Annotated in this window: 11 protein-coding genes; 7 read left to right on the forward strand and 4 right to left on the reverse strand. The window is 41.2% G+C overall.

Annotated features, from left to right (window positions below):
- Positions 1-67: 67 nt before the first annotated feature.
- A complete protein-coding gene (locus tag ABJV04_RS10035; protein WP_348491386.1) occupies positions 68-3025 on the reverse strand; it encodes a TonB-dependent receptor in 2958 nt (985 codons plus the stop codon).
- Positions 3026-3482: 457 nt separating this feature from the next.
- Between ABJV04_RS10035 and ABJV04_RS10040 the strand changes: the two genes are divergently transcribed.
- Together ABJV04_RS10040 and ABJV04_RS10045 are read left to right on the forward strand one after the other, a co-directional pair.
- The gene (locus ABJV04_RS10040; protein ID WP_348491387.1) at positions 3483-4565 is read left to right on the forward strand and encodes a histidine kinase; all 1083 of its coding nucleotides are present in this window, start codon (positions 3483-3485) and stop codon (positions 4563-4565) included.
- Entirely contained in the window at positions 4558-5313 is a 756-nt protein-coding gene (locus tag ABJV04_RS10045; RefSeq protein WP_348491388.1) for a LytTR family DNA-binding domain-containing protein, read from the forward strand. Before ABJV04_RS10040 ends, ABJV04_RS10045 begins: the two co-directional genes overlap by 8 nt.
- Positions 5314-5340: 27 nt before the next feature.
- Here ABJV04_RS10045 and ABJV04_RS10050 read toward each other — a convergent pair whose 3' ends face one another.
- Complete coding sequence (locus tag ABJV04_RS10050; protein ID WP_348491389.1) at positions 5341-7071, reverse strand: Na+/H+ antiporter NhaC family protein; 1731 nt, start codon at positions 7069-7071, stop codon at positions 5341-5343.
- A gap of 165 nt (positions 7072-7236) precedes the next feature.
- Between ABJV04_RS10050 and ABJV04_RS10055 the strand changes: the two genes are divergently transcribed.
- Together ABJV04_RS10055 and ABJV04_RS10060 are read left to right on the forward strand one after the other, a co-directional pair.
- On the forward strand, positions 7237-8094 hold the full coding sequence (locus tag ABJV04_RS10055) for an MBL fold metallo-hydrolase (protein WP_348491390.1): 858 nt from the start codon (positions 7237-7239) through the stop codon (positions 8092-8094).
- On the forward strand, positions 8070-8555 hold the full coding sequence (locus tag ABJV04_RS10060) for an N-acetyltransferase (RefSeq protein ID WP_348491391.1): 486 nt from the start codon (positions 8070-8072) through the stop codon (positions 8553-8555). The genes ABJV04_RS10055 and ABJV04_RS10060 overlap by 25 nt, the downstream gene beginning before the upstream one ends.
- A gap of 548 nt (positions 8556-9103) precedes the next feature.
- Here ABJV04_RS10060 and ABJV04_RS10065 read toward each other — a convergent pair.
- Both ABJV04_RS10065 and ABJV04_RS10070 read right to left on the reverse strand, forming a co-directional pair.
- Entirely contained in the window at positions 9104-10756 is a 1653-nt protein-coding gene (locus ABJV04_RS10065) for an amidohydrolase (protein ID WP_348491392.1), read from the reverse strand.
- Between the two features lie 14 nt (positions 10757-10770).
- A complete protein-coding gene (locus ABJV04_RS10070) occupies positions 10771-11754 on the reverse strand; it encodes a serine/threonine dehydratase (RefSeq protein ID WP_348491393.1) in 984 nt (327 codons plus the stop codon).
- 185 nt (positions 11755-11939) lie between these two features.
- Here ABJV04_RS10070 and ABJV04_RS10075 point away from each other — a divergent pair, with 185 nt between their 5' ends.
- From ABJV04_RS10075 to ABJV04_RS10085, 3 genes are all read left to right on the forward strand, one after another.
- Positions 11940-12311, forward strand: a complete 372-nt coding sequence (locus ABJV04_RS10075; protein ID WP_348491394.1) for a PH domain-containing protein — start codon at positions 11940-11942, stop codon at positions 12309-12311.
- A gap of 82 nt (positions 12312-12393) precedes the next feature.
- Positions 12394-13155 carry a methyltransferase gene (locus ABJV04_RS10080; protein WP_348491395.1) on the forward strand — a complete coding sequence of 254 codons (762 nt, stop codon included), beginning with the start codon at positions 12394-12396 and terminating at the stop codon, positions 13153-13155.
- A gap of 112 nt (positions 13156-13267) precedes the next feature.
- On the forward strand, positions 13268-13645 hold the full coding sequence (locus tag ABJV04_RS10085; RefSeq protein ID WP_348491396.1) for a hypothetical protein: 378 nt from the start codon (positions 13268-13270) through the stop codon (positions 13643-13645).
- The last annotated feature ends 96 nt before the right edge of the window (positions 13646-13741 follow it).

The following is a 13741-nucleotide window of genomic DNA, read 5'->3' on the forward strand; positions in this document are numbered from 1 at the left end:
TCAAAACGGAGCTATTTAAGCTCCGTTTTGAGTTTGCTAAAGTTACTTTTTAGTTTAAATCAAAGTACTAAAACTTAAATTTAAGACCTGCTTTATATATTCTACCTAAAACTTCATAGTTGCTTGGAAAGGTGTTGCCCGAATTTGAACTGGTGTCACCAATATCATTTCCTAAAACGGGTGGTTCCTTGTCAAACATATTATCTATACCCAAAGTAAAGGTGGCATATTTAGTAAAACTATAACTGGCAAATATGTCGAAGTAATCATAAGAATCAATTTTTCTGAAGGCTTCAAATCGCAAGTCACGTTCACCTGGCTCTACATCTACAGAATTAATATGTCTCCACAATAACGAAACAGTAAAGTCATCATATGACCAAGTCGTACGCTGGATCCAGCGTATATCGGATAGCGGATCACAACTAGTACCGTAATACCCTTTGCAGTCTAGTACTGGCACTGTGTCTGAGCTTTGTGACTCCTGGGTTAAGTATTTATTGATGTTACCTGAGATGGCAATGTTGCCCATCTCCTCTAAATCAAAGTTCATGTTAAAGCCAATTTCAACCCCCTCAGCCCGAAGATACTTCAGGTTGGTGGTAAATTGATTAACACCCGCCGCAGAGCCGGTTAAATCGCCGCCAACGCGATTGATTTTCGCACACTCTCCCGCGTCTCCGTTGATATAACATGAATCAAGTATCTCCTGTGCAGAAAAGTTACCAATAATGCCTGAGATATCGATGTCATAATAATCTACCGAAAGGGTAAAATCGTTAGCCCAAGTAAAATCTGGTGTCCACACAAAACCCGCCGTGAAAGTATCAGCTTCTTCTGGTCCCGGAGGATTGCTTGGTGAACTCCCATTAAAGGTATTGATTTGACCAGAAATGATGTCGGGTATCACGCCTACTTGCGCTTCAGTCATGCCGGTTGATACACATAGAGCTGTTAGTGCAGCATCAATATTGCCAGCATTTGCAATTGAGCAAGGATCTATTACGGCATTGTCTAATCCTGACGTCACAGGGGAAGCAAGTTCGCCTACATTTGGAGCTCTGTTAGCTTTTTGCTGCATTACACGCAAAAGTATTGGCTCTACAGGACGCCAATTAAATCCAATTTTCCATGATTCAGCTGTACCTATTGTGTCGAAATCCGAAGTTCTAAACCCGAATTCTACATCCATGGTTTCAGCAAAGGCTGCACCGTCAAAAACGGGCAAAATTCCTTCAAAATAGAACTCATCAACTTTAAACCCACCTTTGATTGGAAGTAAGTTTCCTCCCGCGCCACCTTGGCAGCTAGCTGGGGTTTCCTTTAAACATTCGTCAGGTTCCAAAATACCTGTTTCTGTTCTGTTTTCAAAACCAAAGCTCATGGCAAGAGGCGCCCCTGCGGTAGGTAACTCAATGAAATCCACTGGGCCGGTAAGTACTAGGGATATAATTTCTTGTTCGTATTTTTGTTGCTGCAAAGCAATCGCTCTAGCGTAGGCTGATGCAGCATCCGTTATGGTGCCGAAACCACCGAATAGATCTATGGGTACACAAGTTCCGCCAACTGCACAGGTGACACCATCACGGGTATCTAGAGCATTTTGGATATTACCCAGGTTGGTATAGCCGTCACGCACTGTTGTACGATTAGACTCACCATATTGATAGGAAAAGTCATAATCCCAGTCGGCTGCTAGTTCACCACGAATACCTGCGTTAATTTGCCAAAGTTCGGCATCATAACGTTCGGAACGTGGGCCTAGTTCTAGGGTTCGTCTACGTAATCTAACGGTTAGAGAATCCTCTGTATCCACAATTCCGTTGGCATTAGCATCAGTCCAACTACCACCATCTACTAAGGTCCCATCACCAACTGCGGCATTTGCGCCATCAAGAATAAAGCCTAATGCTTGGCTACCAATCAGAGGGTTGTATAAAGGTAAATTAAAGCTACTGCCAAAGGTACCTGATGGAGCGACTTGCTGAACCACTGTGGTATTCGTGAAGTTAAACGACGAGTAGAACTCCATGTGATCATTTACTTCATAGTTAGCAAGAGCTGTTGCACCATAGCGTTGAGCTGGAGTTTGATAATAATTAAACGGGTTAAAGTTGAATAAACTACAGTTTGAACCAAGGGTACCGTCCTCTCTAAACTGTCCACTTACACCGGTTCCTATTAACTCAAATCGAGTGGGGATTGCAGTCGTTGAACCACTACCAGATAAATCCACAACGTTTGGACCGCCACAACCAGCGGGCGGAGGTGTGGCGACATCTCCGTTTAAAAACTCTTGGTAACCTGAACCTGTGTTGGAGTTAATACCAAATAATCCTAAGGAACGATCGCCGAGCAGTACTGAGTCCCGTTCCATCCAGCTAATTGATAAAACTGCATTCCCTCGGCTGTCATCAAAGTTAGCACCAATGGTAAGAGATATGTTGTCTTGATCCCCATCACTTTCGCTACTTTGCGAGTGGTTCATATCCAAAGAAACTCCTTGGAAGTTGTTTTTTAATACTACGTTTACGGCACCAGAAATGGCATCCGAACCATACACTGCAGAGGCTCCTCCGGTGACCACATCGATTCTGTCGATAAGGGCTGTGGGTATGTTAGCGGTATCTACTTGGCCATTAAAATTAAATGGCACCATACGTTTCCCGTTTAGTAGCACCAAGTTACGTTGCGCGCCTAAACCGCGTAAATCAATGGTTGCAGCACCCGCTGTGCCATTGTTTACATTACCGCCATCTGCTGGAATCGTAGAAGGTAGTGAGCGAATTATTTTTTCAAATTCAGGGGTTTGTAAATAACCAATTTCTTCCTCACCTAAGGAAAAAATAGGACTAGATGATTCAACGCCAGGTGACAAAATACGGCTACCAGTAATTGAAATTTTTTCTACGTCTGTTGCATCTGTTGCTTCTTGTGCGACAACAGGTGTTGTGCTTAATGCAGCAATCGAGCTAGCACAAAGTGCTAACTTAATTGAACTAGCTAGTTTTGAGGTGATATACATTTTTAGCTCCCCAATGGGTCTCAATAGTGAATTGGACTCACATTTTTTGTAATGATAGTTTGCGACAAAAATCGTTTGTCTAGGGATAACCTATGCGCTAACAGAGAGTTGCTCTAGGTCGTATCCGTCAGTTGCAGCAAGTGTGTGATCAAATGGATGTTTTGCGTGATGAGTTGGGGGAACTTTCGATGAACGACTGTTTTTTGAGGGTAAATAGGGGCTAAAAAAATGCCCTGGAAATAATTAAATTATTGATAATTAAGAGTTTAAATATAATTTGTAATTAATGTTGTGCTTTTGTCAGCTTACTTCTAAAGTATTTAAATAAAACAATTTTGGTTCGAATAGGGGCCGCTTGTGAAGAATTTTTGACACTGCTCCAGTGTAATTTTATTTGTGGATTAATTGTAAAAAGACAGATATGTTAAAAAAAAGCCAATAAAAAAGAATAATTGAAATGGCCCATTCAAAACTGATTTTTAATCGCTATTTCTGGTTTGCCAACACCTTCTTTTGGTTGGCCGTTCACGCCCTTTATACTCATGTTAAATTTCTCGCATTTGAACAAAATGATAAAAACCCAAACTGGACTGAATTGTGGATTGCTATAAGTCCCTGGTTTGTTATTTGGATCGGCGTTACTGCCATTATCTTCAAATTGGTGCAACTCACTAGTCAATCATCTAAATCAGTCACAGCTAAAGTGCTCTTCCATCTAGGATGGATGCTGTTTATTTTAGTAATTTATTGGGCTACAGCGCATGTACTCATCATTGCTTTGACAGATAGGACCATGGATGAGTTTTCATATTATTTTATGCGCACGATAACGCAGAATGCACAACTGGATATTTTTATGTATTTAGGGGTGCTTGGTGCTGCGATGGCTTTGCGTTTTTATCACAATGCAGTTCAGGAAAGTGTAGAATTAAAACGCTTACATCATGAACTCACCCAAGAGCAATTGCGGACTTTACGCTCCCAATTGAATCCACATTTTTTATTCAATGCACTCAATACTATCGCCAGCTTGGTGCGCTTAAAGCGTGATAAAGATGCTGTAACTGCTCTTTCTGAATTAAGTATTATGTTACGAAAAATACTCGAAACGAAAAATAATGATGATATTAAGATTAAAGACGAAATTGCTTTTATCAATAGTTATTTAGCTATCCAAAAAATGCGTTTTGCAGACAAGCTGGATACCCACATTCACGTGCAACCAGAATGTCTCGACCTGACAATTCCCAATATGCTTTTGCATCCGTTGGTTGAAAATGCGGTACAACACGGATCGCAATTAGAGTCGAGCCGAAATCTATTAAATTTAGATATTAGTAGGAATGAATACGAACTTAGAGTGGTACTAACCAACAAGGTCGCTAGGAATGATAGTCACAATGGTTTTGGAATCGGCCTGAGTAATACTCGTGAGAGATTAGCTCGACTCTATGGGCAGTTTCGATTGGAGTTACACCCCCTTGAAAACGACTTATTTGAAACTTCTTTAGCTATACCAATAGGAGCGCAAGATGCTTAATGTGCTTATTGCTGATGATGAATATCTGGCTCGGGAAACGATCAAAGTATTGTTATCAAATGAAACGGATATTGGTACTGTTTACGAAGCTGAAGACGGCAATCAGGCACTTTTATTGATTAACGAATATAAACCGAATGTAGTCTTTCTGGATATTGAAATGCCGAAACTATTTGGTATTCAAGTGGCCAAACATGTACCACCTGAAAGCGTGATTATTTTTGTAACTGCTTATAATGAGCATGCCGTTGAGGCTTTTGAACTTAATGCCATAGATTACATCTTGAAGCCTTATGACGATGAGCGCTTCTTTAAGGCTTTGCAGCGAGCGAGGAAAAAGATCAAAGGTGAACAACAAGATGACTACTCTAAGTTGAGTGAAGTTATTCAGCAGATTATGGATGATCAGCAAACGGTTTATCGAGAAAGGTTAGTGATAAGGGATCCTGGTCGAATTCGTTTAATCGATGTGGCGCAAATTAACTTTATCTCTGGTGCAGGAAATTATGCGGAAATTCATCTAAATGATGGTAAACATGTATTGCATCGAGAAACTCTTTCTACTTTGGAAGAGCAACTCAACCCCCAAGATTTTGTGCGGATTCATCGTTCTTCCATTGTTCGTCGCAGTGCCATTAGTGAATTGCGTCCAAATGACAAAGGTGACTACTCAGTAATCTTACAAAGTGGCGAGGTTCTAACTTTATCTCGTGGAAATAGAGTTAAGCTTGATGAGTTAACCAATTAAAAATGACGACTCGCCTTTAATCTGCGCTTAACTCATAAATAATGCACACAAGGTCCATAACACCGCTGCAATAGAGGCTGCTATTGTAGCTGGCACTAGCTGGGTTTTTACATGATCCATTAAGTCACAGCCGGTTGTCATCGAGCTAAGAATAGTGGTATCCGATATGGGCGAACATTGGTCGCCATAGACACTGCCATTTAACACTGCAGCAAAACAAATCATCATAAATACTTCAGGGTTGGCTAACATTTCATTTTGGGAAATATCCCAAACCAAAGGCATGGCTAAGGGGAATGCAATAGCAAATGTTCCCCAACTTGTGCCTGTGGAAAAGGCGATGATCATAGTGAGCAATTGTAAAACTACCGGCAGAATCCAGAACGGCATCTGTTCACCCAGTAGGTCGACTAAATAAATCCCACCACCAAGTTGTTTACTGATGGTGCCAATGGTTATTGCTAACATTAAAATTACCGAAGCGACGACAACACCTTTCCAGCCGATGCCAAGACCATTAAGCATTTCACGAATTTGCATGCCTTTACCGATGGCGAACAGCACCGCAATTAACAAAGCGCCTCCAAAGGCCCAGTGAATTTGCGGGGTGCCGGTTATGATGAAGGTCACCACCGCAATCCCAATGAGACTAACAAGGGGAAAAACAAACTCTATCCAGTGAGGGTTATACCCTTCAGGAACACTGGTTTCTTGAAGTTCTTTAGCACTAATTGGAGCAGCGTCTGGCGCATCCAATTGGCCGGTGAGCCTAGCTCTGGAAATGGCTTTACGAATTGGTTTTCCAGAGAATACCGTAAACTCTAAACTCAGCAGTAGAGTACCAATTACTGCAAAAATACCGTAAAAACTAAATGGGATACTGGAAAAGAAGAAGGAAATTCGGTCACTTTCCGTGGCTAAGAAAGCAACGCCAGGAACAAATATAAAAGCCTGGATATAGGCTGGCCAGGCATTAAACGCAAGTACAGCGGCAATTGGCGACGCTGTTGAGTCAACCACATAACTGAGTTCTTCATGACTTACATTGGCTTTATCGGCCATAGGTTTTACCGTAGTGCCAACTAATACGGTGCTCATGGTGCCACCTTGGAAAAATAACACGCCCAGCATCCAAGTAACCAGTTTCGCGGAGCGGGGACCGGTAACAAAACGCTTACTCATCATTTCCGCAAATGCTTGGGCAGCGCCAGTCTTCGACCAAATCCCCATGAGCCCCCCCAGTAGCCATAAATACAATATTAAAATAGATGCAGCATCAGTGGTGGCCATGTTGGGGATTAAAACCTCTTGGCTAATATCAAACTTACCTAACATAAAAGCACCTACAACGATGCCGCTAAACAACGCCAGCAGCGGTTCTCGACTAATCAAACACAGGGCAATGGCGATAAATGCTGGTAACAGCGACCAGGCTTTAAAATGATAGTCTGCACGGAGTAAGAGGGGGTTCGGACTAACCTCTGAGATTACTACCCACTGTTCCTTCATTGCTGGTTCTGAGGTGAGTAAATCCAGTTTAGCTTGGGCCAGAGGGGATTGTTGGTAAGGGGTTACAGAACTAATTATTTGTTCCTTACCTTGTTTGATATATGCCCATTCGCCTTGTTCAGTTAAGTAGGTTTGGTACTGAATTCTGGACTCAATCCAAGTTGCTGGAACGGAGAAATTGACATATAAAGCACCTACTAAACCTAAAATAATAGTTAAAAAGGTTAACTTATTTTGCAATTTATTCATTCTAGCGCCACTCTAAGTAATTAGTTGATAAGCAATTTAGGAAATAGGGAGTTTAGCATCCAAGGAGTCTAAACATCTAAGCTAATTAGGCACTAATGTTGTTAAATGCTCACTATTGCTTCATTCCTTAATTTTGAAACTTGATTAAATACAAAGGATAGAAAAATGCGTAAACAAATTCTTTCATTGCTGTTTCTGTTCAGCGCACTCATATCGGCTTCTAGCTATGGGCAAAATAACCCCGAAGATGTCATTATGAAATCAGAAAGTTTGGGCGGTTCAGTTTATATGCTGACTGGTATGGGCGGTAATATTGGTGTGTCAGCGGGGGACGATGGCCTGTTGATTATTGATGACCAATACGAGCCCATGGCTGAAAAAATCTCTGTTGCTCTGGATGCCATTCTAAAAGACAAATTAAGGTATGTGATCAATACCCACTATCACGGCGATCACACCGGCTTCAACGCATATATGAAAGAAGTCAAAGATGCGACGATTTTTGCCCATGATAATGTGCGCATTAGACTTCTTAGCAAAGAACAACATAAACACTCAGAGTTACCTGTTGTGACTTATTCCCAAGGTGTGACCTTTCATTTTAACGGTGACACACTCAAAGTGGTGCATTTAGCACATGCCCATACAGATGGTGACAGTGCCGTTATGTTTGAAAGTGCTAACGTTTTGCACACCGGAGACTTGTTTTTTAATGGTCTATTTCCCTATATCGATATTGACGGTGGTGGTTCAGTCAAGGGGTATATTGCAGGTGTTGAGAAACTTATTGGTATGATTGATGATGATACCAAGATTATTCCTGGCCACGGTCAATTGGGCAATAAAGCACAGTTACAGGAGTTTGTTGATATGATTAAACAAACGTCTGCTCAAGTTAAACAACTGAAGATAAATGGTATGCCCGTTGAAGACATTATAGATTCCGGATTAGATGAAAAATGGAAAGGTTGGAGTTGGGCCTTTATTAATGAAGAAAAATGGATAAGAACACTTTACCGTTAACCTTAGTTGAGACCTGTGAAGAGGATTTAGCTAACCTTTGTAGTTGGTTTGATAGCCTTGATGAAGTTCGCGATTGGGGAGGGCCACAAATGTCTTTTCCCGTTAGTTTAGCAACCTTGGTTGCAGAAACGAACTTCAACAAAGTATTAAGCTATAAGTTAATCGACAGCAAAAACACTATGCTTGCCTTTGGCCAATGTTATGATCGACTGGGCAGGTGTCATTTCGCCCGCTTGATTGTTAATCCAAGGTATAGAGGTAGGGGATTCGGTAAACAATTAGTTATGCAACTATTGGAGCAAGAAACAGAAAAAAATTCCCTCAAAGTCTTTTCGTTATTTGTTTGGCCCCATAATCAAGTGGCTAAAAGTTTGTACCTGTCTCTTGGTTTTCAAGTTGTTGATTACCCAGAAGCTATGACGACAGAGATGGCTGAGTGTGACTATTTAATCAAAGACTAAGGGTTAGCTAATGTGGTGCAACGCCCATAGCTAAAAATATCTACTGTGAAACAATTCAACGATAAATCCTTCAAATTACTTAAATAATCGGCAAACTAAGCTTTTTATCCACATTAGCTCGAACTTATGCTGAGTCAATCATGGCCGTTGGAAGAAAATTTACCTTTGTTATCAGTTGCTTGTGCAAAAAATAAACAAAATGTCATGTAAAAAGCCTGATAAGTGCTGTATGAAATATGATCACCAGATTGAGGTCTGCGCCCTAATAAAGTGCTGATGCACCAAACTGGTATGATCTCAGTAAAAAGGTACAGATCGGTAAAATTTAACCCATTGATTTATAAAGATAAAAAAGTTGGCACTGAAGATGCTAAGTAAGTCTTGATTACGCATCTACGATAGAAAAGTTATATGTGTAACCATTGATAATAAAAACAATAAACAATGTTGAAATACTTCAAACGCTAGCTAAGTTGTTTGAGGCAGGAAGGCAATACTACCCGCACAAATTTTCGTGTCCTGTGGTTTGTGCGGGTTTTTTCCTTCTGTTATTTATCGCTACTCTTATAAACTCGTTTCCCAGCTACCCAAGTCTCCAAAACTTTCGTCTTCCAAAGATCTTGTTTATCAATCTCAAAAATATCACGATCAATTAAAATAAAATCTGCCCATTTACCTTTTGTTAAGCCCCCTAAAATATCTTCTTGATGTGCGGCAAAAGCAGCATCAATGGTAAAACCTTTAAAGGCCTGTTGTAGACTTAACGCTTGACTGGGGATCCAGCCTTCCACAGGTTGGTTGTTTCTGTCTTGACGGGTGACAGCTGCGTGAATGCCATAAAATGGGTTAGCTAATTCAACTGGAAAATCTGAACCTAGGGGCAATGGTGAGCCCTGATCAATGAAGCGTTTCCAAGCGTATGCGCCACGTAAACGATCTTTTCCTAAACGGTCTTCAGCCATGTTCATATCGCTGGTGGCATGGGTAGGTTGCATGGAAGGAATGATGTCTAGTTGTTTAAAGCGAGGGATATCATTCAAGCTGATAACTTGAGCATGTTCCACTCTATTGCGCAGATCTTTGCCGCCAACGGTTTTAAATGAGGCTTCAAATTGATTTAAGGCTAAGTGGTTCGCGAGATCACCAATGGCGTGCACATTGAGTTGAAATTTGTGTTTAAGTACCAAATCAAAAAGGGGTTTAAATTGTTCTTCCTGCATGACCATCAGCCCCTTATTGTCAGCTGCATCTGAATAGTCTTCAAACAAAGCTGCTCCGCGACTACCTAGCGCTCCATCGGCCATGGCTTTAACACTTCTAATCGATAAAAAATCGTCGGGATCATTAAAATAACCCGCCTCGAGTACTTCCTGTAAACTGGGATCTTCAAACCAGAACATTGCATAAATACGCACGGCTAAACTTTCTGCTAAGGCTTTTTGTTTTAAAAAATCATATTCTGATTTACTTATTCCAGCATCATGCATACTGGTTATACCCACTGAAAGTAAGTGCTGTGAAGCGGCTTCTAGGCTAGCTTCATTGCTGTCGTTACTCTCTTCTGGTAGATGTTCCCATAGCAGATCCATCGCCGTATCTATTAATACACCTGATGGATTTCCTTGTTCATCTCGAATTATCTTGCCACCTGGCGGATCTAAAGTGTCTTTGTCTATGCCCGCGATTTGCATTGCTTTACTGTTAACCCAAACGGCATGACCATCCACTCGACTTAAAATAACAGGGGTTTCATTCACATATTCGTCAAGCAGTTGTGCTTTGGGAAATTGTTTATCTGGCCACAATACTTGATTCCATCCACCGCCCATTATCCACTCTAAATGTGAGTTTGCTGCTGCATATTCGCCTACCTTAGAGGCAGATAGTTGAGCCGTTTTAACATCTCGAATATCTACTTTTAGCAGTGAATCTCCAAGAGACATCAAGTGTCCGTGGGCATCGATTAAACCGGGGATAAGGGCTTTCTGCTGACCATCAATTAATACACTGTTAGGGTAATGATTGACTATGGTTTGGTCGCCGATTGACAAGACTTTGCCATTTTCAAATGCAAGGTGAGAAAACTGTATCGTGGCTCCGTTATTATCAAGGGTATACCCTTTAACATTGCCTATTATAGTTGGTTTAGCATGTGTTATTACACTAAACAAGCAGACAGCTAATACAAATAGATTTTTCATAAATCCTCTTATTTTTATAAGCTAGGTAGTTCACCTAGGTGATCGATTGAGCAAATTTGTTGCATTTTTGACTGGTCAATATTGCCGCCAGATAAAAGCACTAACACTGTTTGATCTTTAGGTTGATGTTTTAACCAGTCAACAACAGCTTGCATTGACATGGCACTCGTCGGCTCCACATGCAACTTCAGTAAATGTTGTAACCATTGGGTCCAGTATGCGATACGAGACTCGGATACTTCCACTATACCATCCAGGGTTTTTAACACCTCAAAAGTATGTTCGCCTACCGATGGTGTAGCTGCTCCATCCGCCAAGGTTTGTGGAGGTTGGCTGAGGGAAATAATTTTGTTTTGTCGCAATGATTCAGCTGCATCATTTGCCGCAAGAGGTTCTGCTCCAAATACTTTTGCTGCAGGGCAAAGCGCTTTGGCTGCAATCATAGTTCCTGATAATAAACCGCCACCACCACAAGGGGCAAATATCCCATTCACATCACCGGTTTGTTCTAATGCATCCACCAATAGCGTGCCTTGACCAGCGATAATATCGGGGTGATTAAAGGGGGGGATCCACAAGGTTCCCGGTTCTAAGGAAGCCTGTTTAACCGCTTCATCTGCTTCAACACGAGTTGCAAATAGAGCCAATTGAGCACCATAAAATTGAGTGGCTTGAGCTTTTACTGCGGATACATTTTGGGTACTAAATATTTTTGCAGGAATACCATAAAGACTCGCCGCGTAGGCTACTGCTTGGGCATGATTGCCTGAACTATTAGCCACAACCCGTTCAGGTAATGCATTTTGTTCCGCGAGTTTAGCTAAAGTGTTAATCGCCCCTCTGACTTTAAACGCGCCGGTGCGTTGCAAACATTCCGCTTTAAACAAAATTCGATGGCCTAGCCATTGATTAAGTAATGAAGACTCCATAATTGGAGTTTGATGGATCAATTTAGCAATCCGTTTGCGGGCTTGAACAATGTCAGAATAAGCTGTCATTAATATTCCTTTTATGTGCTTTTCACGCGTATCACACGCATATTATGTATGGTAAGGGGCTTACTCTACTTAACGTTTTTATCCTTTACTAGTGAAGCATAAACTCGACACTATGGGTATAGGTGTATTGTGTTTTACAACCAATCCCCTATGCTTGACAGAGCTATTTGAATCAGGAGACAAAAATGGGATTGTTAGACAAAATAATGGGCAATGCATCAGAAATAGATGTGTCTGATGTGAGTGACGAGTTAGCCCCTATTATCGGTGAAAATGAAACCGTAGAACGCGTCTTTAAAGAAATACGTGATATGTATGTTTTTACTAGTAAGCGTTTGATATTAATTGATAAACAAGGATTGACCGGAAGAAAGGTTGATTATCACTCGATTCCTTATCGAGCTATCACTCAATTCAAGTTGGAAACCGCTGGTCATTTTGACTTAGATGCCGAGTTTAAAATTTGGATTTCTGGAATTGATGAGCCTATCAAAAAAGAACTCAATAAAAACGTGGTGGTGGGCATTCAACGTACCCTTGCCGATTATATGTTTTAATGGTTATTTGAAATCTAGGTGGAAATAATTTCCACCTAACCCCCTTTAAAATAACTGCCTATATTTAAGTGATTCGCTCAACGTGACTGCAAAACAAACCGCGCCTGCAAAAACCAAGTTTAATGGATTTCGATTTAAGCAATTCGATATTGAACATGAAAATTGCGCCATGAAAGTGGGAACCGATGGCATATTGCTAGGCAGTTGGGTGCCTAGGGGCAGTTATTCATCTATTTTAGATGTTGGTACCGGCAGCGGTTTAATTGCAATTATGCTAGCACAGCGCAGTCATGAAACCACAAAAATAGTGGGTATCGACGTTGATGAAAGTGCAGTGCAACAGGCACAGCAAAATGGCCAAAAGTGTCCCTGGGCGGATAAACTGACTTTTCAGCATACAGCTTTGCAACAGCTACCGCCGTTGCCTCAATATGACCTAATTGTTAGCAATCCCCCTTATTTCAAAGGTAAAACCGGAGATTTGAAGGTCACTGATGCTAACTTTATCTCTGAATCCAGAAGAAAGGCGAGGCATGATAAAAGCTTAAGCCTTGAGGACTTACTTAAATCAGTATCTTGTTTACTAACAAAGGAAGGACAGTTTTGCTGCATACTTCCTACCGATAACAACGGCATAATCTCCCTCGCAGCTCAACACGGACTTTATTGCCAAATGCAGACTATGGTGAAATCGAGTCCTTCTAAGCCAGCCATTCGTCAATTACTTAAGTTTGGTTTTCAGCAAACTGAAGCAAGAGTGGAATATATTACTATCCATACTCAGCAGGGTGGCTATTCCGATGATTATGTGGCGCTTTGCCGTGATTACTATCTTAATTTTTAAATACCCAGCACTGATTTAGACTGCACCTCTGCAGGTTTTTTGTACAAACAATTCTCTCTTAGCGGTTTTGTTGCTATATTTAATTTAAGTGGTTTAGATAAAGTGGTGATGTATGCGAGATATTGACCTACCGGATTCGATCTCTAATTTAGCAGATAAGCTACAGATCGTAGAGATAGTGTGGCAGGGTATCCCCTTTCAAATTCCCAAGTTTGCGGTTTATAGTATTTTGGACAACCCCGTGTTCGACCGCTTTATATATCGCAACGGACGGAGAGTCGCACTGATTAAGCTCGGACGTTACGAAGTGCCCGTTATCGACCCATTTCGAGGCAATATTGATAAGCCTCCGGCCCATGTTGTTATCATTACCCATAGTAAGGAAGATAGATTTGGTTTGTACGGTTACCCTGCAGATCATGTGGCGGATGATCTAAGTGTTCCTCGGAATCATCGTACAGTGAGGCACATTGTAAAGGACTTTGTGTAAGCCCTTTAGCTCAGGCATGCAGGGAATCAGCAGACAAGCATATTACAGATACAAAAAAGCCCTTCGATAGAAGGGCTTTTTAATTAGTCTTGAAAC

It is taken from the genome of Aliiglaciecola sp. (genome assembly GCF_039982535.1).
Lineage (GTDB): Bacteria > Pseudomonadota > Gammaproteobacteria > Enterobacterales > Alteromonadaceae > Aliiglaciecola.

Bases quoted from the DNA above. Each gene is read 5' to 3' on its own strand.
- ABJV04_RS10035 (WP_348491386.1), bottom strand. From the start codon at position 3,025: ATGTATATCACCTCAAAACTAGCTAGTTCAATTAAGTTAGCACTTTGT.
- ABJV04_RS10050 (WP_348491389.1), bottom strand. From the start codon at position 7,071: ATGAATAAATTGCAAAATAAGTTAACCTTTTTAACTATTATTTTAGGT.
- ABJV04_RS10055 (WP_348491390.1), top strand. From the start codon at position 7,237: ATGCGTAAACAAATTCTTTCATTGCTGTTTCTGTTCAGCGCACTCATA.
- ABJV04_RS10070 (WP_348491393.1), bottom strand. From the start codon at position 11,754: ATGACAGCTTATTCTGACATTGTTCAAGCCCGCAAACGGATTGCTAAA.
- ABJV04_RS10065 (WP_348491392.1), bottom strand. From the start codon at position 10,756: ATGAAAAATCTATTTGTATTAGCTGTCTGCTTGTTTAGTGTAATAACA.
- ABJV04_RS10040 (WP_348491387.1), top strand. From the start codon at position 3,483: ATGGCCCATTCAAAACTGATTTTTAATCGCTATTTCTGGTTTGCCAAC.
- ABJV04_RS10085 (WP_348491396.1), top strand. From the start codon at position 13,268: ATGCGAGATATTGACCTACCGGATTCGATCTCTAATTTAGCAGATAAG.
- ABJV04_RS10045 (WP_348491388.1), top strand. From the start codon at position 4,558: ATGCTTAATGTGCTTATTGCTGATGATGAATATCTGGCTCGGGAAACG.
- ABJV04_RS10060 (WP_348491391.1), top strand. From the start codon at position 8,070: ATGGATAAGAACACTTTACCGTTAACCTTAGTTGAGACCTGTGAAGAG.
- ABJV04_RS10075 (WP_348491394.1), top strand. From the start codon at position 11,940: ATGGGATTGTTAGACAAAATAATGGGCAATGCATCAGAAATAGATGTG.